Here is a 17,865-nt window from a genome sequence, read left to right on the forward strand (position 1 = left end):
GCCCCGCCCTTCCTGGGACGTTCCCTCGGGCTGCATCTCCGGCTGGCTCACCCCGGCACTCCCTACTGCTGCTGACGACACTGCTGCTGAACGACGCCGACACGACAGCCGACGGGACGTAACGCTCCGTGGCACGAGGAGTACCGCATGATGCGGAAACGCCACACCCTTCTCTCCGCACCCGGCCGCCCCTTTCCTAGCGCCCAACGGGTGGCGACGGCGGCGCTTTCGCCGTTTTTCCGCTCGGACGAGGGCCTTGATCAGGTATGGGATCTCCAGCAACCTCACCCGAAAGAGTGCTTGGGCGACGGCCACACCGACCACGTAGGCTCGTGCCAGGCGAGAAACAGCCCGCAAGAGAACCCGCCAAGACCCGCAAAGGGAGCTGATCGTGATCCCCGGTGGTGGCCAGCCCAACATGCAGCAGTTGCTGCAGCAGGCCCAGAAGATGCAGCAGGACCTCGCGAACGCGCAGGCGGAGCTCGGCAGTACCGAGGTGGAGGGCCAGGCGGGCGGCGGCCTGGTGAAGGCCACCGTCACCGGCTCCGGCGAACTGCGCGGCCTGGTCATCGACCCCAAGGCCGTCGACCCGGAGGACACCGAGACCCTCGCCGACCTGATCGTCGCCGCGGTCCAGGCGGCGGGCGACAACGCCCAGAAGCTCCAGCAGCAGAAGCTGGGCCCCCTCGCCCAGGGCCTGGGCGGCAGCGGCATCCCGGGCCTGCCGTTCTGACGCCGGCGCCCGGCGCCGACGCCCCCGGGTACCTTCCGCACGACCCCCGGCCTGCCTTCCTCAGACGGGCGGGAGGCAACTACCGTACGAACTGAAAGACTCCACGAAGGGCAGGCAGTCCGTTGTACGAAGGCGTGGTCCAGGACCTCATCGACGAACTGGGGAGGCTCCCCGGCGTCGGTCCCAAGAGCGCGCAGCGGATCGCCTTCCACATCCTCCAGGCCGAGCCGACCGACGTCCGCCGTCTCGCGCAGGCGCTCATGGAGGTCAAGGCCAAGGTCCGCTTCTGCGCGACCTGCGGGAACGTGGCGCAGGAGGAGCTGTGCGGCATCTGCCGCGACACGCGCCGCGACCCCGCGGTGATCTGCGTCGTGGAGGAGCCGAAGGACGTGGTCGCGATCGAGCGCACCCGTGAGTTCCGCGGCCGCTACCACGTGCTCGGCGGAGCGATCAGCCCCATTGAGGGAGTCGGCCCCGACGACCTGCGGATCAGGGAACTGCTGGCCCGGCTGGCCGACGGTACGGTCACGGAGCTCATCCTGGCCACGGACCCGAATCTGGAGGGCGAGGCCACCGCCACATACCTCGCCCGCATGATCAAACCCATGGGCCTCAAGGTCACCCGCCTGGCCAGCGGCCTCCCGGTGGGCGGCGACCTGGAATACGCGGACGAGGTGACTCTCGGCCGTGCCTTCGAGGGGAGACGACTCCTAGATGTCTGACGCCACGCTGCACGCGACCGACCAGGACCCGGACAACTTCGCGGTCCAGATCGCGGACCAGGTAGAGAGCTTCCTCGTCGCCGTCATGGAGGTGGCGAAGGGTGACGAGCCGGAATCGGCGGTCCCCTTCCTCCTCCTGGAGGTCTCCCAGCTCATGCTGGCCGGCGGTCGTCTCGGCGCGCACGAGGACTTCGTGCCGGAAGAGCGCTACGAGCCGGACCTGGGCCCGGAGCCGGACGTGGACGAGCTCCGCGAGAACCTGGCCCGTCTGCTCGACCCGGTCGACGTCTACTCCGAGGTCTTCGACCCGTACGAGCCCCGGAAGGCGCCGGTCCCGGCCCGTATCTCCGACGACATCGCCGACGTCATCACCGACCTCCGCCACGGCATGGCCCACTACCGCTCGGGCCGTACGACGGAGGCCCTGTGGTGGTGGCAGTTCTCGTACTTCTCCAACTGGGGCTCGACGGCGTCGGCGACACTCCGCGCCCTCCAGTCCCTGGTGGCTCACGTCAGGCTGAACCAGCCTCTGGCGGAACTGGACGGCCTGGACACCGACCACGGCATGGGTGACGACACCCTTGAGTTCGAGGCCGGGAGGGTGATGGCGGAGGAGATCGCGGGCCCGCTGGGGCTGCGCAAGGTCAAGTAACTCCACCCGACGCCGGGCTCGGTCGGCCGAGCCCGGGCGAGGACGACCAACTGGGTCAACCGGTGGCCGGGTCACCCCAGCCCCACGACGCCTTTCCCCAGCGTGCTCAACCCTCCGGCCAGCGCGAGCAGCAGGACGAGGAGCCGGGCCCGTTCCTCCGGTACGCGCCCGGCGAGCATCCTCCCGGCCACCGCGCCCACAGCCATGGCGCCGGCGGTGAGGCCCCAGACGGGTGCGGCGAGCCGCGGCAGCCCGTTCGACGCGACGGACACGGCGTTGACGAGGACCCCGTAGAACTGGGCGTTCGGCACGAACTCCCGCATGGTCCACCCGGCGTTGAGGCCGTAGAGGGAGACGGGCGGCCCGCCGACTCCGGCCGCGGAGTTCATTAACCCGCCCACGCCTCCCGCGACGACGGCCCCTCCACCACCGCGCAGGGCGGTCACCCGTGCGCCCCGCATCACGAACACGACGGCCACGGTGACGAGGACCCCCGTGGCCGTCATCAGCGTGGGCTCGGACAACCGCCGCGCCACCCACGTCCCGGCCGGCACCGTGCACGCGGCCGCGGCGCACAACGGCACCATGGCGGCGAGCCGCACCCGCCGCCATCCTTCGGCAAGCCCGACGGCACTGATGATCCCGGCGGCGCAGTTCGCGAGCACGACCCCTTCGGCCGGGCCCAGCACGAGCACCAGGGCGGGCACGGCGACGAGGGCGAAGCCCATACCGGTGAGCCACTGCACCGAGGAACCGAGCAACACGATCCCGGCCAGCAGCAGTTGGCCCACCCATCCGTCCGTCACGGCTCGGGATCCTGCCCGGCCGGGTGGGCGTGATCAATACCTCCGCCCGCGGTCAGCTCTCCGCCGAACCGCTGCGGCCGGGCTCGCCGGGCTCACCGGATGTGACTCAGGGCACTTTTTCGAGTGGTGCGCATGGTCCTGGGCAGGTACCGGTCCGGAGCGGCCGGATCTCTCCGAGTGAAAACCGGCGGACGTGAGGCGGACGCCGGGAGAAATCCGGGATGATCACAGCGTGAGCAGGACATCTCACCATGCGATACCCAGGAAGGGATATTCGACCGCTCGATAGACTGAGCCGACCGCAGTACTTGTGTATGTGCGGACCGAGACGGATTGAGCGAGGAGCGCACGTGGGCCTTGTCGTGCAGAAGTACGGAGGCTCCTCCGTAGCCGATGCCGAGGGCATCAAGCGCGTCGCCAAGCGGATCGTGGAAGCGAAGAAGAACGGCCACCAAGTGGTCGTGGTCGTTTCCGCGATGGGCGACACGACGGACGAGCTGATCGATCTCGCCGAGCAGGTATCTCCGATGCCGGCCGGGCGTGAGTTCGACATGCTGCTGACCGCCGGAGAGCGGATCTCCATGGCCCTGCTGGCGATGGCGATCAAAAAGCTGGGCCACGAGGCCCAGTCCTTCACCGGTAGCCAGGCAGGCGTCATCACCGACTCGGTCCACAACAAAGCCCGGATCATCGACGTCACGCCGGGCCGCATCCGGACCGCGCTGGACGAGGGCAACATCGCGATCGTCGCCGGGTTCCAGGGCGTCAGCCAGGACAAGAAGGACATCACGACCCTCGGCCGCGGGGGCTCGGACACGACCGCCGTCGCGCTGGCCGCGGCCCTCGACGCCGAGGTCTGCGAGATCTACACGGACGTCGACGGTGTGTTCACCGCCGACCCGCGGGTCGTGAAGAAGGCCCAGAAGATCGACTGGATCTCCTTCGAGGACATGCTGGAGCTGGCGGCGTCCGGCTCCAAGGTGCTGCTCCACCGCTGCGTGGAGTACGCCCGCCGCTACAACATCCCGATCCACGTCCGCTCGTCCTTCAGCGGACTGCAGGGCACGTGGGTCAGCAGTGAGCCACCCGTACGAAAGACGCAGCAGCAAGGGGAACAGAAGGTGGAGCAGGCCATCATCTCCGGTGTCGCGCACGACACCTCCGAGGCCAAGGTCACGGTCGTCGGTGTGCCGGACAAGCCGGGCGAGGCCGCCGCGATCTTCCGTGCCATCGCCGACGCCGAGCTCAACATCGACATGGTCGTGCAGAACGTGTCGGCCGCGTCGACGGGCCTCACGGACATCTCCTTCACGCTGCCGAAGACCGACGGCCGCAAGGCGATCGACGCGCTGGAGAAGGCGAAGCCCGCGATCGGCTTCGACTCGCTGCGCTACGACGACCAGATCGGCAAGATCTCGCTGGTCGGCGCCGGTATGAAGACCAACCCGGGCGTCACTGCCTCCTTCTTCGAGGCGCTGTCCGACGCCGGCGTGAACATCGAGCTGATCTCGACCTCCGAGATCCGTATCTCGGTGGTCACCCGCGCCGACGACGTCCCCGGGGCCGTGCGCGCCGTGCACACCGCCTTCGGGCTCGACTCGGAGAGCGACGAAGCCGTCGTGTACGGAGGCACCGGCCGCTGATGACCGAGGATGCCGGGCGGACCGGCAGGCCGACGCTCGCGGTCGTCGGAGCGACCGGGGCCGTCGGCACGGTCATGCTCCAGATCCTGTCCCAGCATGCGGACATCTGGGGCGAGATCCGTCTGATCGCCTCGCCGCGCTCCGCCGGCCGCAAGCTGGCCGTGCGCGGTGAGGAGGTCGAGGTGGTGGCCCTGACGGAGGAGGCCTTCGACGGGGTCGATGTCGCCATGTTCGACGTACCGGACGAGGTCTCCGCGCGGTGGGCACCCATCGCCGCGGCCAAGGGCACGGTCGTCGTGGACAACTCGGGCGCCTTCCGGATGGACCCCGACGTGCCACTGGTGGTGCCGGAGGTCAATCCGCACGCCGTCCGGCTGCGCCACCGCGGAATCATCGCCAACCCCAACTGCACGACCCTCTCCATGATCGTGGCGCTGGGCGCGCTGCACGCCGAGTTCGGGCTGCGCGAGCTGGTGGTCTCGTCGTACCAGGCGGTCAGCGGCGCGGGGCGGGAGGGTGTCGAGACGCTGCGGAGGCAGGTGGCGCTGGTCGCCGGTACGGAGCTGGGGACGCACCCTGGTGACGTACGGCGGGCCGTGGGCGACGACACGGGCCCGTTCCCGGAGCCGGTCGCTCTGAACGTCGTCCCCTGGGCCGGTTCGCTCCGCGAGGACGGCTGGTCCTCGGAGGAGATGAAGGTACGGGACGAGTCCCGCAAGATCCTAGGGCTGCCCGAGCTGCCGGTCGCCGTGACGTGTGTGCGGGTGCCGGTGGTGACGACGCACTCGCTGACCGTCCACGCCCGCTTCGAGGGCGAGGTCACCGTCGACAAGGCGCGTGAGATCCTCGCCACCGCCCCCGGCGTCGTCCTCTTCGACGACCCGGCGGCGGGCGAGTTCCCGACGCCCGCCGACGCGGTGGGCACCGACCCGACCTGGGTGGGCCGCGTCCGCCGGGCCCTGGACGACCCCACGGCCCTCGAACTGTTCGTCTGCGGCGACAACCTGCGCAAGGGCTCCGCACTGAACACGGCCCAGATCGCGGAACTGGTGGCGGGGGAACTCGGCGCCTCGTAAGGGGCGCTGGGCTGTGTCGATGTGCGGCGTGATCATCCCTGGCCGCCGTGCGGCCCGCCCGTCCGGGAGGACACGAGCGCTCAGGAGAGCCAGTCGGTGTAGCGGGTGGGGGCGAGGTGAGCGTCCTTGTCGGTGAGGACGTCGCCCTTGACCACGGCGAACATGCCGGCGGTCGGGTCGGTGACGACAGTGCGGTTGTCGCCCTTGTGGGCCAGGGTGATCCGGCCCAGCTCGTCCAGGGAGAAGAGCTCGGGGCCGGCGATGCGGCGAATGCCGTTCAGTGGCGTGCCCGAGGCGACCTCCGCCACCGCGGCGGCCACGTCCTTGGCGGCGATCGGCTGGATCGGGGTGGCGGGCAGGCGGACGGTGTCGCCGTCGGCGGTCCAGGACATGGCGGCGTCCATGAACTCCATGAACTGCGTCGCCCGGACGATCGAGTAGGGGATCGGCCCGGCCGCGAGGATCTCCTCCTGGAGTGTCTTGGCCCGGTAGTAGTCCAGCTCCGGCACCTGGTCCACGCCGACGATCGACAGGATGACGAAGTGGCCGACGCCTCCCTTCCGGGCTGCGGCCAGAAGGTTGTCCATCGAGGTCTGGAAGAAGGCCGGGGAGGCTTCGTCGAAGGTCGGGGAGTTCGTCAGGTTGACGACGACGTCGACCCCCGCCACCGCCTCGTCCAGTCCCTGGCCCGTGATGACGTCGACCCCGGTCGACTTCGAGTGGGGCACCGCCTCGTGCCCTGCGGCGTTCAGATACTTGACGACCTGCGAGCCGATCAGACCGGTGCCACCGATCACTGCGAACTTCATGAGATGCCTTTCGTCGGAGGTATTTCTGTCGGAGATATTTCTGAATGTGAGCATGTGAATCACTGTGCGGGCGCTACGCGAAAGGGCGCGCGGCCGGCGACTGAGGGCGGGCGGCTTCCGTAACCGTCGACGAACGTGACCGTCTCGGCCAGCGGTGCCCGGCCCATGCGGGCGTCACCCGCGGTGACGTCCTCGAATCCGATCGACATACCGCAGAAGAGGATGAGCTCGTCCGGCGGTGACAGCACCTCCGCGACGGTCTTGTGGTATTTCGCCCACGCCATCTGCGCGCAGCTGTGCATACCCTCGGCGCGGAGCAGCAGCATGACGGTCTGCAGATACATGCCGACGTCGGACCATTGGGCGGGGCCCATGTCGCGGTCGATGTAGCAGAACAGCGCTGCGGGCGCGCCGAAACAGTCCCAGTTCGCGGAGGCGGCCCGCTGGCGCGCCTCCAGGTCCCCGCGCGGAATGCCGAGTGCGCCGTAGCGCTGCTCGCCGAAGGCCGATCGGCGTTCGGAGTAGGGGGACTTGAGATCGGGCGGGTACTGCTCGTACTCCGGCTCGTCCCAGGGGTCGCCCGAGGCCACGCGCTCGCCGGCGCGCTTCTTGAGCTCGGCCAGCGGTCCGCCGGTCAGTACGTAGACATGCCACGGCTGGAGATTCGACGCGGACGGCGCCCAGGCCGCGGCGGACAGGATGCGTTCCAGCACCTCCTTGGGAACCTGTCGGCCGGTGAATCCGCGCACTGCCCGTCGGCTGGTGACCGCCTCGTAGACGTCCAAGATCGCCTACCTCCGATCTGTTCGACGTTCCCACCTTCGTTGCAGTTGCTACGGTATCACTCGATACCATCTCGTGTTTAACTATTGCTGAGTGTCAGACCCCACCCTTGGCTCCCCGCCTCGGGCGCCCCCTTGGAGAAAGCCCATGACTACGCTGCTGCACATCGACTCGTCCGTACTCCCCGGCGAGGCGTCCTCGTCCCGTTCGGTCGCGGCCGCCTTCCGCAGGGCCTGGGAGGAGCAGCACCCGCAGGGCACGGTGGTCCACCGCGACCTCGCCGCCGCCCCCGTGCCGCACATCACCGCCGCCGCCTGGTCCGCCGGTTACATCGCCCCGTCCGATCGCACCCCGGAGCAGTCCGCCGCGTTCGCCGCACGCGTGGAGCTCATCGAGGAACTGGAGCAGGCGGACGCCGTCCTGATCGGCGCCCCCATGCACAACTTCTCGATCCCCTCGACCCTCAAGGCCTGGCTGGACAATGTGTTCCTGCTCGGCCGCACCGCCGGCGAGAGCCCCTCCGCCCAGGGCACCCCGGTCACGGTCATCGCCAGCCGTGGTGGCTCCTACGCGCCGGGTACGCCGCGCGAGGGCTTCGAGTTCGTGCAGAACTACCTTGAGGCCGTCCTCGAGCGCAGCCTCGGTCTGGACCTCGACTTCATCGTCCCGGAGCTCACCCTGGCCCCCCGCAACCCGGCGATGGCGGAACTGGTCCCCCTCTACGAGGTTTCCCGCGAGCGCGCCTTCGAGGAGGCGACTGCCAAGGCCCAGGAACTTGCGAAGCGCTTCGCCGCATAACCCCGGGCGATGGATGCCGTGTGACGCCTCGACTCAGGCCGTCACACGGCGACTTCGTCGTTCGTTCCCTCTGCCGGGCGGTGACGGGAGGTGTTCTGCCCCTGGGGCCCGGCCGGTCAACTCGGTTTGTGTCGGCGACGGCGCGCTTACGCCTTGTCGTCCGAGGGGTGGGCGAACCGGGTCAGCAGATCCGTCAGCTTCTCGGGCTCGCCGGACCTCAGTTCGGCAACCAGGCGGTCGGCCAGCGGCTCCGCGGCGACATGGGCCGCATCGAAAAGTTCGAGTCCCCGAGGTGTGATCTCCACCGCGCGCACCCGCCGGTCCCCCGGAACGCTCTTGCGTACGGCCAGCCCTTTGCGCTCCAGGTCGTCCACGACCCGCATGATTCCCGCCTTGTCCGACCCGGTCGCCGTTGCCAAGTCCCGCTGTACCGTGGGCCCTCGGTTGACCAGCACGATCAGCACCGCGAAATGCCGCAACTCGATGCCGAGTGGCCGAAGCGCCTCCCCCATCACCGCGGCCGCACGCGAGTGCGCCCGGCGCAGCAGCAGGCCGAGAGCGAAAGGCGATTCGTCCCCTGGGCGGTCGGTCGCGCGCGAGGCGATGGTTCGGTCAGGAGCGTCGGCGGTCATGAGGCCACATTACAGCCATCCGTTCATTCGATACGGTATCGCCTGAAACCAAGTAGGGGCGGCATCCGCTGCCGCCGCGATTCGCGAGCGGCACGAGCGATTGCTGGAGACGGCGGGCCAAACCTCGGGTAGCCGCCTCTGCCCCGGCCCGTCGCAGGCGCCCGGGAGGTAGGCAGGCCGGCTGCGGTCTCGCGCTAAGCCGAGAGCAGCATGGCGACTGTCACCACGACAAGCAGTCCGATGTACGCCCAGGCGTAGGTGCGGTCGGGGATCCGTGGCGGGCGCCGCCGCAGTATCGCGATCACCGGCAGAGCTCCGAGGAGCAGCGCCGAGGCAGCGCGAAGGTCAATGAGCCCCACCAGTTGCAGGTGCGCGTCAGCGGCAGCGGGGACCGCGGCGCCGCCCAGAGACACTGCGGTGGCCGGCAGCGCGATGGCGAGGGTGAGGGGGTTGGCCAGCGCAGTCGCCACGCTCATCGTGTGCCCGGCCCTCCGCATCGCGGGGACAGTCATCACGCTGCCCCCCACGCCGAGGAAGGCCGCGACCGCACCGGCCGGCGCGCCGAGGACGGTCGGCAGTGGACGCGGAGCATCGGAGGTCGCCTCGATCCGGGAGCCCGGGTGCAGGAAGCCAGGGCGCAGGAGCACGTCGGCGATGGTGAGAGCGACGTACGCGACGAAGCCCCAGCGGGCCACATCGGCCGGGGCGAGGCGCGTGGCGAGCGCGCCGGCCGAGGCTCCGGCCGCCAGCAGGAGGAGCAGTGTGCCGCTGCCGCGGAGCGCGAGGAGCACCCGCCGCGGTGTGACGGCTGTGGCGAAACCCGCATTCACCACCATCACCAGGGCCGAGGTGGCAGTCGCCACCTGCATCGCGTCCGCGCCGAGCGCGGCGTCCGCCCACACCACGACCGGCACCGTGACGAACCCGCCGCCGAACCCGAACAACACCGTCGTCGCCCCGGTGAGGAGCCCGATCCCGATCAATGCCACAACATCCACAGCCCCCACTCCACCAGCTCCGACGGGTTTCCCGCATGCGATGTTCGGCACCGTTCCTTCGCGTCTCAGCCACTAGGGTGACTGGGTGAAGAACGTCTCCCTGGCCGACGTCGACCACGCCGACCGGGTCGTCCTGCCGATCGGGACCGACTACCCGCCCGGCCACGTACTGGACTGGCACGAACACCGGCGCGCCCAGTTCCTCTACGGCGCCACCGGGGTAATGGTCGTCGACACCGCCGAGGGCACCTGGACCGTGCCGCCGGAGCGCGCCGTACTGATTCCGGCCGCTACCCGGCACCGGGTGCACATGCTGGGGGTGAGTACCCGGAGCCTGTACGTCGAGCCGAATGCCATCCCCTGGTGGCCGGCCACCTGCACGGTCGTGAACGTTCCGCCGCTGTTGCGCGAACTACTCCTGGTCGCTGTCGAGTTCGAGATCGATTACAGCCTGTCCGGACGGGAGGGAAGCATTGCCGCCCTCCTCCTGCACGAGATCGCTGAGCTCGCCCCGCTCCCGTTCCACGTCGGGATTCCCGCCGCCGCCGACCTCGCGAAACTCTGCCGCGAATACCTGGCCACCCCGGACGCCGGCGTCACCAACGCCGCATGGGCCGCGAGGACGGCCATGAGCGAACGGGCCTTCACCCGGCGCTTCCGCTCGGAGACCGGTGACAGCCCGGCCGTCTGGCGGGCCCGCGCCCGCCTGCTCGCGGCCATGCCGCTGCTGCGCACCGCGTCGGTCAGCGAGGTCGGTGTTCGCCTCGGCTATGCCTCTCCCGCCGCGTTCACCGCCGCCTTCACGCGCACCTTCGGCGTGCCCCCGTCCCGCTTTGCCGCGAGCCGCCAAAGCGGCGGCCCCGGGCAATCGCAACTCGTGACGACTCCTTGAAGGCTCCGACCAGGACGATCAAGATTCGGGACTACTTGATTCAAGCGCTCAGACGTTCGAAGATTTTCCTCCCCGTCCCCCGCAACCGCGCGGAGGGCGGGGAGCGTCTTTGCGGACGCCCTTCGGGGGGCCGGACGCCACTAAACACGGGCACAGGGGAAGAGCTGGTACGCATGCGGACATGTGACACGCGGTCCGTCACGCTGTCGGACAGACCGTCGGACGCGTCGGCGGAGGTACGGCCTGACACAAACGTGACGGCCGTCGCGTACAACCCTCACGGGGGGACGCGTGTCCAACAAGCGTGGCAGAGGTACTCGACTTCACCGCGGTACAGGCGAGAGGCACGGCCCTGCGGCCCCCTCGCAAGGCCGCCCGTCCCCGCATGTCCGGCACGTCCGGCGGCATGCCGGTGATCGCCCCCATGCCCGCAGCGCGGCCCACCCGCATACCGAACCAGCGCGACGGCGCCGAGGAGACCACGGCGGCGGGCACCACCGTCGACCATCTCACCGAGACCTACCGCGCCCACTACCGGTCGCTGCTCGGTCTCGCGGCGCTCCTCCTCGACGACACCGCGTCCTGCGAGGACGTCGTCCAGGAGGCCTTCATCCGCGTGCACTCCGCGCGCAAGCGGGTGCGCGACCCGGAGAAGACACTGGCGTATCTGCGCCAGACCGTCGTCAACCTGTCCCGCTCGGCCCTGCGCCGCCGCATCCTCGGTCTGAAGCTGCTGACCAAGCCGATGCCGGACATGGCGAGCGCGGAGGAGGGCGCGTACGACCAGCTGGAGCGCGACTCGCTGATCAAGGCGATGAAGGGGCTCCAGCGGCGGCAGCGCGAGGTTCTCGTCCTGCGCTACTTCGCGGACATGACCGAGGCGCAGGTCGCCGAGACGCTCGGCATATCGCTGGGCTCGGTCAAGGCGTACGGCTCGCGCGGCATAGCGGCCCTCAGAGTCGCCATGGGGGCACCGGCATGAGCGAGCACGACGAGCGCGAACCGCAGGGCAAGCGTGAACCGCAGGGCAAGCGCGAACCGTATGAAGACCATGAACTGCACGAACTACACGACGAGCGTGAAGACCACGCATCGCACGCTGGGAACAGAACTGTGAATCACGGCCCGGACGAACAAGGTCAGGGTCCCACGGACCAGGACGGCGAGGGGCTCGGCTCGGGCCGCCGGAAACTGGAGGCCCTCGCCTCCGGAGCCGACGGCTCGGACGGTCATGGCGGCCCGGGTGACGAGGGCGGTCCCGACGGGCTCGGGTCCGACGAACTGGCGCTGCGCCGGATGCTGCACCAGGCCGTCCTGGAGATCGAGCCACGGGACGGCACCCTGGAGCACCTGCGGCGCGCGGTGCCATCCCGCCGGGCCCGCAAGCGGCACGCCGTCGTCGGCCTGGCCGCCGCCGCGCTCTTCGTCGGCACGGCGATCCCGGCCGTCGTGCACGTCTCGAACTCCACCGGCTCCGGCGCCGACCCGTCCAATGTGGCCAACAGCTCGCAGGCGCAGGGCGGCGCGGCCCAGGACAAGGGCCGCGGCAGCGACGCCAGCTCACTGGACGGCTCCAGCGGTTCCGCCGGCAAGGAGACCGGCAAGGACAGCGGCAAGGACAAGGGCGACCCGGACAAGGGCGCGACCGGCGGCGGCGCCACCGGGCCCGCGCCCAGCGCCTCGCCCGCGAGCACACCGACCTGTACGGCGGCCGAGCTCGGCGGTACCTCGGCGAGCGTGGCCTCCCCCGACTCCAGCGGCGCGGTGTACGGCAGCTTCCGCGTGGCCAACGTCTCCGGCACCAGCTGTGCGGTCACCGGTCCGGGCACCGTGAGCGTGACCGCCCAGGGCGCGGCAGACTCCTCCAAGATCTTCGTCGCGGACCACGTGGCGGGTGACGCGGCCGCGGGGCTGCCCGACCCGTCCGTGTCCACCGCCCAGACGGTGCTGCAGCCCGGCGCGGCGTACGTGGTGAAGTTCGCCTGGGTGCCTTCGGAGACGTGTCCCACCGTCAGCGATCCCGACCCCTCGCCCGAACCGTCGTCCACCGACAACCCCGCCACCGCCGACGGCTCCGCCACCGAGGGCAGTGGCACGGCACCCCAGCTCTTCGTCGCGGACGGCGTCGCCGACGGCAGCGTCGTGGTGTCCCACACCACCGCGGTCGGCACACCGGCGACCGCGACCACGGTGGCCAACGCCTGTGCGGGCACGGTCTACCGCACGGGGCTGCTCCCGGGCTCCTGAGCTGAGCCGGCCCGGCGCCGAGCGCGCCGGGCCGGGTCGCCCGGGGCCTCCCGAAGCGGGTCAGGTGAGCTGGACGCCGCCGTCGACGTCGACCACGGAACCGGTGGCGTAGCCGTTGGTCATCAGGAACAGCGCGGTCGAGGCGATGTCCTCGGGCAGGCCGACGCGTGCGACGGGCACGCTGGCGATGTACTGGGTGAGCAGTCGTGTCTTCACGTCCTCCGGGACGTCGTCGAAGGCGGGGGTCTCGACCAGGCCGGGGGCGATGACGTTGACCCGCACCGGGGCCAGGTCGACGGCGTTGGCCCTGCCGAAGGCCTCCAGGGCGGCGTTGATCGCGGCCATCATCGGGCGTCCCGGACCGTGCTTGCGGCTCGCGATGCCTCCGATCAGAACGATCGATCCGTCCTTCGCGATGCGGTCGGCCGCGGCTCGTACCCCCTCGTAGGCACCCCAGAACTTGGTGTCCATGAATTTTCGCGCGGCAGCGGAGTCCAGTTCCCGCACGGTGCCCAGGGCAGTGGTGCCCGCCGACATCGCCAGGTGGTCGAAGGGGCCGACACGGTCCAGGAGGGACTCGATCGAGGCCGCGGAGGTGATGTCGGCCTGCTCGGTCGCTATGCCGGGGGGCACGTTGCCCGCGGCACGCTGGGGGTTGCGGCTGGCTGCGGTGACCCGGGCCCCGGCCGCCAGGGCGCGCTCGGCGATGGCGAGGCCGATGCCGGATGTGCCGCCGATGACGACTACATGCTTGCCGGCCAGGGGGCTGGCGATGCTCATGAGCGATGTCCTGTTCTCGGGTGGGCGATCGTCCGGGCGGACCGTACTTCCCGGCGCCTGCGGATCGGTTTAGCGCGGTCATGCCAACAGGCTCAGTCCGGTGGGAGGTTGGGGCACGAGGTTGCGGCACGAGGTTGGGGAACGACGGACAGCACCGCCTGATAGCCTGCGATCTTCGCCGGTCACCCGGACGGAGTCCCCGGCAGGTCGCCATGTCCCGTGCCCAACGGCAGCTCACGGCAGCTCTCGACGCCCTCGACCGCACCTTCGCCTCCGAAGAGCCCTTCCCCGTCGAGGGGTGCACGTACTGCTACGGCGAAGGGGGCCTTGCCGAACTCTCCAAGCCACTGCACCTGATAGCCGAGGACATGGTGTCCTCAGTCGCCTCTGAAGTACCCAGCCACTGGGACGACTTCCCGCGTCTCTACCGGCGTCTGGCCCCGCGCATCGTCCGGTCCGTCGTCACCGGACGGCTCCACGCCGACGAGAACCTCATCGCCACGCGCCTGCTCGAGGCGGGCTGGAGCACCTGGGACGCACCCCTCGCGGGTGCCCTGCGCGATGTCTGGTCCGCCTGGTGGGAGGCCACCCTGCACACCCACCCCAGCCCCGTCTCCGTCAGGGACACCCTCAGCCTCATCACTGTCGTCACCGGCGGTGTGCGTCCCTGGCTGGACATGTGGAACGCCACCCGCACCCCGGCCGCCGACGCCCATCTGACGGACTTCATCGACGACGTGCTGGTCGAGTTCCAGATCGTCGACCTGCACATGGGCTTCTACGACGAGTACCACGCCGCTCCGGAACTGTTGGACTGGCTCCTCACGGACGTCCGCGAACGCCTCGACGACGCACGCCTCGACGACCCGTACCTCTTCGAAGCGGTGCAGAAAGCCACTCGGAGTACTCACTCCGCCTCGCCGGACAGGGCCTAGGCGGCCACTCACTCCGTTCAGGAGGCCGCGGTTTCCCGAGCGCGCCCGGCCTCCGGCGCCGGCTCCTCGCCGTCGACCAGCCCCAGCTCCGCGTCCCGGACGAACTCCACCTCGCGGCGCAGCAGACGGAACCACATGAAGACCACGAAGCCCGCGAAGACGAACCACTCGCCGGTGTAGCCGAGGTTCTGGAACGCCTTCAGGTCCAGGCCTGTGTCCTGGGGCGCGGCCGCGGGGACGGCCTTCATCCCCGAGTCGCCCTTGGTGAGGGTGATCCATGCGTCGTACACGTCGTACGGCACGAGGTTCACCAGTGAGGCCGCGCTGATCGCCCCGGTCTGGCCCTCGGGCAGCCCGCCGGTCGTGCTCACCCCGTTCGAGCCCGGAGTCTCGGACGCCTGGAGCGCTCCCGTGACCGTGACCTCGCCCCGGGGTGCGGCGGGCGCCTTGGCCGCGTCCGCGTCACCGGGCAGCCAGCCCCGTACGACGGGCAGTGCCCTGCCGTCGTCGGTGCGCAGCAGTGTCAGCACGTAGTACCCGGACCGGTCGTCCAGCTTGCGGCCGGGCACCAGCAGCTGCCTGCCGTACTGTCCCGTCGCGGTGGTCTGTCTGCCGGACGTCTCCTTGTCGACGGGGAGCAGCTCGTCCAGCGGCCGGGCCGGCTCGTGCTTCGCCGTCTCGGCCTGTTCGCCCGCCGAGCGGTGGTTGTCCATGCGCTCCTCGAACCGCCCCAGCTGCCATGACCCCATGAACAAGCAGAAGGGGATGGCCAGCAGCACGAAGACGTTGATCCCCCACCATCGGGGCGTCAGCAGGAACCGGTACACCCCGTCAACGGTACGGGGCGGGTGCGGGGCGCCGGATCGCGGGGTCGGCACCGTTCGTTCAGTGGTCGCCCGGTCGGTACCGCTCGTTCAATACCGCTCGGTCAGGTGTTCCCGGCCCGTCGGTGGTTCGTACGGCTCGGGCCAGAAGTCGGTGACGGAAGCTATACGGCCGTATCCGTCGCCCGTGAAGAACGAGACCGCGTGCATCTCCGCCGGCCCCGCCGTGACGTGCATCCATGTGACGACCTGGTCGGATTCGGCGACGATGCGCTCGGTCCGTACGTGCCAGTCGCCCGGGTACTCGCGGTTGAACCGCACGTACCGCTCGCGGCCGCTGATGCGCTCGCGCGTCTGGGGCAGTGTGTACACCACGTCCTCGGCCAGTGTGCTCTCGAACGCGGTCCAGTCCCGGGCCTCGGCGGTGGCCCAGAACCGCTCGACGGCCCCGCGCAGATCGGTTCTCGGCACGCCGGGCATCGGACCGCCCACCCGTGAGGTCATGTCGGAGGTCATGTCGCGAGTGTGCACCCGTCCACTGACAATCGACCCTGACCTGCGAGGACGAAAAGTTTTCCACAGGCTGGGGACCCTTGGCGGCGGAAGTCCGGGCGGGCGGGCACTATGGGGCCATGACCGAGACCAACCGATCCACCCCGCAGGAGCAGACCGGGTCGATGCCCGACTGGGAGAAGCGCTTCCGCGCGCCCAGGGTGTCGCTGCCGGACTGGGCGGAGGACGCACCCCATCGTTCGCTGTTCGTCTCCAACGCCACGGGGACGTACGAGCTGTACGCGTGGGACCGCGCGACGGCCGAGCAGCGCCAGGTCACCGACCGGGCGAACGGCACGACGGACGGCGTGCTCGCACCGGACGGCGAGTGGATCTGGTGGTTCGACGACAAGGACGGCGACGAGTACGGCGTGTGGCGCCGCCAGCCGTTCCACGGCGGGCCCGACGAGGAGGCGGTGCCGGGCCTCGCGCCCTCCTACCCGGCGGGGCTGGCCATCGGCCGCGACGGCCGTACGGCGGTCGTCGGGCGTTCGACGGACGAGGACGGCTCCACGATCCACCTCTCCGGGCCGGGCACGGACCCGGTGGTGATCTACCGGCACCGCGAGTCGGCCGGCGTCGGCGACCTCTCGCACGACGGCTCGCTGATCGCGATCGAGCACACCGAGCACGGCGACGCGATGCACTCGGCGCTGCGCGTGCTCCGGCCGGACGGCACGACGGTCGCGGAGCTCGACGACACCAAGGGCGGCACGGTCGAGCTGGGCCTGGAGGTGCTGGGCTTCGCGCCGGTCGAGGGGGACACGCGGCTGCTCATCGGCCATCAGCGGGGCGGCCGCTGGGAGCCGCTGGTGTGGGACGTCGCGTCCGGCGAGGAGACCGACCTGGGGCTCGCGGCACAGCTCGACGGCGACCTGAGCGCCGAGTGGTACCCGGACGGTTCGGCGCTGCTCGTGGTGCACAGCTTCGAGGCCCGCAGCGAGCTGTACCGCTACGAGCTGGGGACCCGGGCGCTGGAGCGGCTCCGGACGCCCAGGGGCACGGTGTCGGGGGCGACGGCCCGCCCCGACGGCAGCGTGGAGTACCTGTGGTCCTCGGCCGCCGAGCCGCCGGTCGTGCGCTCGACCTCGGGCGGAGCGGTCCTCGACCCGCCCGGACTGACGTCCCCGGGCTCGCTGCCGGTGGAGGACGTGTGGGTGGAGGGGCCCGGTGGCCGCGTCCACGCGCTCGTCCAGCGGCCGGCCGGGGTACAGGGCCCCTGCCCGACGGTCTTCGACATCCACGGCGGCCCGACCTGGCACGACAGCGACGCGTTCGCGGCGGGCCCGGCCGCATGGCTGGACCACGGGTACGCGGTCATCCGGATCAACTACCGCGGCTCCACGGGCTACGGCCGCGCCTGGACGGACGCCCTGAAGCACCGGGTCGGCCTCATCGAACTGGAGGACATCGCGGCGGTACGGGAGTGGGCGGTCACCTCGGGCTTCGCGGACCCCGCCCGGCTGATCCTCACGGGCGGCTCCTGGGGCGGCTACCTGACGCTGCTCGGGCTCGGTACGCAGCCGGACGCGTGGGCCCTCGGTATCGCCGCGGTCCCGGTCGCCGACTACGTCACGGCGTACCACGACGAGATGGAGGCCCTGAAGGCCATGGACCGCACGCTGCTGGGCGGCACCCCCGAGGAGGTCCCGGAACGCTTCGAGGCGTCCTCGCCGCTGACGTACGTGGACGCGGTCAGGGCGCCGGTCTACATCTCGGCCGGCGTGAACGACCCGCGCTGCCCGATCCGCCAGATCGACAACTACGTGGGGCGCCTCCAGGCCCGGGGCGCGGTGCACGAGGTGTACCGGTACGACGCGGGACACGGCTCCCTGGTGGTCGACGAACGGATCAAGCAGGTGCGGCTGGAGCTGGACTTCGCGGAGAGGCACCTGCCGAGGTAGACGAGGGACCCGCCCCGCCCACGCCCCTACCGTCCCGTCCCCAGTCCGGCTGTTGCCGGCCTGGGGGAGGAGAACGCTG

At 70.4% G+C, this 17,865-nt stretch carries 19 protein-coding genes; 11 read left to right on the top strand and 8 right to left on the bottom strand.

The window, feature by feature from the left end:
- Window positions 1–391: 391 nt before the first annotated feature.
- From FPZ41_RS21385 to FPZ41_RS21395, 3 genes are all read left to right on the top strand, one after another.
- Window positions 392–733, top strand: coding sequence for a YbaB/EbfC family nucleoid-associated protein (locus FPZ41_RS21385; protein ID WP_131563727.1), 342 nt, complete (start codon window positions 392–394; stop codon window positions 731–733).
- A gap of 122 nt (window positions 734–855) precedes the next feature.
- The gene (gene recR / locus FPZ41_RS21390; protein WP_134034580.1) at window positions 856–1,455 is read left to right on the top strand and encodes a recombination mediator RecR; all 600 of its coding nucleotides are present in this window, start codon (window positions 856–858) and stop codon (window positions 1,453–1,455) included.
- On the top strand, window positions 1,448–2,107 hold the full coding sequence (locus FPZ41_RS21395; RefSeq protein ID WP_152864945.1) for a DUF5063 domain-containing protein: 660 nt from the start codon (window positions 1,448–1,450) through the stop codon (window positions 2,105–2,107). The genes recR and FPZ41_RS21395 overlap by 8 nt, the downstream gene beginning before the upstream one ends.
- A gap of 71 nt (window positions 2,108–2,178) precedes the next feature.
- Here FPZ41_RS21395 and FPZ41_RS21400 read toward each other — a convergent pair whose 3' ends face one another.
- Window positions 2,179–2,835, bottom strand: a complete 657-nt coding sequence (locus tag FPZ41_RS21400) for a TSUP family transporter (protein WP_152864985.1) — start codon at window positions 2,833–2,835, stop codon at window positions 2,179–2,181.
- Between the two features lie 428 nt (window positions 2,836–3,263).
- On the opposite strand from FPZ41_RS21400, the gene FPZ41_RS21405 reads away from it, so the two are divergent.
- Both FPZ41_RS21405 and FPZ41_RS21410 read left to right on the top strand, forming a co-directional pair.
- Window positions 3,264–4,556: an aspartate kinase gene (locus tag FPZ41_RS21405; RefSeq protein ID WP_322620532.1), complete on the top strand. Its 1,293-nt coding sequence runs from the start codon at window positions 3,264–3,266 to the stop codon at window positions 4,554–4,556.
- Entirely contained in the window at window positions 4,556–5,632 is a 1,077-nt protein-coding gene (locus FPZ41_RS21410) for an aspartate-semialdehyde dehydrogenase (protein WP_152864949.1), read from the top strand. Before FPZ41_RS21405 ends, FPZ41_RS21410 begins: the two co-directional genes overlap by 1 nt.
- 80 nt (window positions 5,633–5,712) lie before the next feature.
- On the opposite strand, the gene FPZ41_RS21415 is transcribed toward FPZ41_RS21410, so the two are convergent.
- A complete protein-coding gene (locus tag FPZ41_RS21415) occupies window positions 5,713–6,441 on the bottom strand; it encodes an SDR family oxidoreductase (protein ID WP_152864951.1) in 729 nt (242 codons plus the stop codon).
- Between the two features lie 59 nt (window positions 6,442–6,500).
- A complete protein-coding gene (locus FPZ41_RS21420) occupies window positions 6,501–7,226 on the bottom strand; it encodes a nitroreductase (protein ID WP_152864953.1) in 726 nt (241 codons plus the stop codon).
- 145 nt (window positions 7,227–7,371) lie between these two features.
- Here FPZ41_RS21420 and FPZ41_RS21425 point away from each other — a divergent pair, with 145 nt between their 5' ends.
- On the top strand, window positions 7,372–8,022 hold the full coding sequence (locus tag FPZ41_RS21425; RefSeq protein WP_152864955.1) for an FMN-dependent NADH-azoreductase: 651 nt from the start codon (window positions 7,372–7,374) through the stop codon (window positions 8,020–8,022).
- Window positions 8,023–8,168: 146 nt separating this feature from the next.
- On the opposite strand, the gene FPZ41_RS21430 is transcribed toward FPZ41_RS21425, so the two are convergent.
- Both FPZ41_RS21430 and FPZ41_RS21435 read right to left on the bottom strand, forming a co-directional pair.
- Window positions 8,169–8,654, bottom strand: coding sequence for a MarR family winged helix-turn-helix transcriptional regulator (locus FPZ41_RS21430; protein ID WP_152864957.1), 486 nt, complete (start codon window positions 8,652–8,654; stop codon window positions 8,169–8,171).
- Between the two features lie 194 nt (window positions 8,655–8,848).
- Complete coding sequence (locus tag FPZ41_RS21435; RefSeq protein WP_322620533.1) at window positions 8,849–9,652, bottom strand: sulfite exporter TauE/SafE family protein; 804 nt, start codon at window positions 9,650–9,652, stop codon at window positions 8,849–8,851.
- An 85-nt stretch (window positions 9,653–9,737) separates the two neighbouring features.
- Between FPZ41_RS21435 and FPZ41_RS21440 the strand changes: the two genes are divergently transcribed.
- The 3 genes from FPZ41_RS21440 (at window position 9,738) to FPZ41_RS21450 (ending at window position 12,791) form a co-directional block, all read left to right on the top strand.
- Window positions 9,738–10,544, top strand: coding sequence for an AraC family transcriptional regulator (locus FPZ41_RS21440; protein ID WP_322620534.1), 807 nt, complete (start codon window positions 9,738–9,740; stop codon window positions 10,542–10,544).
- A 385-nt stretch (window positions 10,545–10,929) separates the two neighbouring features.
- Window positions 10,930–11,526 (top strand): SigE family RNA polymerase sigma factor, encoded by a 597-nt coding sequence (locus tag FPZ41_RS21445; protein ID WP_152864989.1) that lies wholly within the window; start codon window positions 10,930–10,932, stop codon window positions 11,524–11,526.
- Window positions 11,523–12,791 (top strand): hypothetical protein, encoded by a 1,269-nt coding sequence (locus FPZ41_RS21450; protein WP_194236161.1) that lies wholly within the window; start codon window positions 11,523–11,525, stop codon window positions 12,789–12,791. Before FPZ41_RS21445 ends, FPZ41_RS21450 begins: the two co-directional genes overlap by 4 nt.
- Before the next feature lie 60 nt (window positions 12,792–12,851).
- Here FPZ41_RS21450 and FPZ41_RS21455 read toward each other — a convergent pair whose 3' ends face one another.
- Window positions 12,852–13,571, bottom strand: coding sequence for an SDR family oxidoreductase (locus FPZ41_RS21455; RefSeq protein ID WP_152864961.1), 720 nt, complete (start codon window positions 13,569–13,571; stop codon window positions 12,852–12,854).
- A gap of 212 nt (window positions 13,572–13,783) precedes the next feature.
- Between FPZ41_RS21455 and FPZ41_RS21460 the strand changes: the two genes are divergently transcribed.
- Window positions 13,784–14,506 (top strand): hypothetical protein, encoded by a 723-nt coding sequence (locus FPZ41_RS21460; RefSeq protein WP_152864963.1) that lies wholly within the window; start codon window positions 13,784–13,786, stop codon window positions 14,504–14,506.
- A gap of 17 nt (window positions 14,507–14,523) precedes the next feature.
- On the opposite strand, the gene FPZ41_RS21465 is transcribed toward FPZ41_RS21460, so the two are convergent.
- The gene (locus FPZ41_RS21465) at window positions 14,524–15,333 is read right to left on the bottom strand and encodes an SURF1 family protein (protein WP_322620536.1); all 810 of its coding nucleotides are present in this window, start codon (window positions 15,331–15,333) and stop codon (window positions 14,524–14,526) included.
- 87 nt (window positions 15,334–15,420) lie between these two features.
- Window positions 15,421–15,846, bottom strand: coding sequence for a nuclear transport factor 2 family protein (locus tag FPZ41_RS21470; protein WP_407698801.1), 426 nt, complete (start codon window positions 15,844–15,846; stop codon window positions 15,421–15,423).
- 116 nt (window positions 15,847–15,962) lie between these two features.
- On the opposite strand from FPZ41_RS21470, the gene FPZ41_RS21475 reads away from it, so the two are divergent.
- Window positions 15,963–17,786, top strand: coding sequence for a S9 family peptidase (locus FPZ41_RS21475; protein WP_194236162.1), 1,824 nt, complete (start codon window positions 15,963–15,965; stop codon window positions 17,784–17,786).
- Window positions 17,787–17,865 lie beyond the last annotated feature (79 nt).

It is taken from the genome of Streptomyces acidicola, from assembly GCF_009377235.1.
Taxonomy (GTDB): Bacteria; Actinomycetota; Actinomycetes; order Streptomycetales; family Streptomycetaceae; genus Streptomyces; species Streptomyces acidicola.

Bases quoted from the DNA above. Each gene is read 5' to 3' on its own strand.
- FPZ41_RS21395 (WP_152864945.1), top strand. From the start codon at position 1,448: ATGTCTGACGCCACGCTGCACGCGACCGACCAGGACCCGGACAACTTC.
- FPZ41_RS21400 (WP_152864985.1), bottom strand. From the start codon at position 2,835: ATGGGCTTCGCCCTCGTCGCCGTGCCCGCCCTGGTGCTCGTGCTGGGC.
- FPZ41_RS21410 (WP_152864949.1), top strand. From the start codon at position 4,556: ATGACCGAGGATGCCGGGCGGACCGGCAGGCCGACGCTCGCGGTCGTC.
- FPZ41_RS21415 (WP_152864951.1), bottom strand. From the start codon at position 6,441: ATGAAGTTCGCAGTGATCGGTGGCACCGGTCTGATCGGCTCGCAGGTC.
- FPZ41_RS21425 (WP_152864955.1), top strand. From the start codon at position 7,372: ATGACTACGCTGCTGCACATCGACTCGTCCGTACTCCCCGGCGAGGCG.
- FPZ41_RS21430 (WP_152864957.1), bottom strand. From the start codon at position 8,654: ATGACCGCCGACGCTCCTGACCGAACCATCGCCTCGCGCGCGACCGAC.
- FPZ41_RS21445 (WP_152864989.1), top strand. From the start codon at position 10,930: ATGTCCGGCACGTCCGGCGGCATGCCGGTGATCGCCCCCATGCCCGCA.
- FPZ41_RS21450 (WP_194236161.1), top strand. From the start codon at position 11,523: ATGAGCGAGCACGACGAGCGCGAACCGCAGGGCAAGCGTGAACCGCAG.
- FPZ41_RS21455 (WP_152864961.1), bottom strand. From the start codon at position 13,571: ATGAGCATCGCCAGCCCCCTGGCCGGCAAGCATGTAGTCGTCATCGGC.
- FPZ41_RS21460 (WP_152864963.1), top strand. From the start codon at position 13,784: ATGTCCCGTGCCCAACGGCAGCTCACGGCAGCTCTCGACGCCCTCGAC.
- FPZ41_RS21470 (WP_407698801.1), bottom strand. From the start codon at position 15,846: ATGACCTCCGACATGACCTCACGGGTGGGCGGTCCGATGCCCGGCGTG.
- FPZ41_RS21475 (WP_194236162.1), top strand. From the start codon at position 15,963: ATGACCGAGACCAACCGATCCACCCCGCAGGAGCAGACCGGGTCGATG.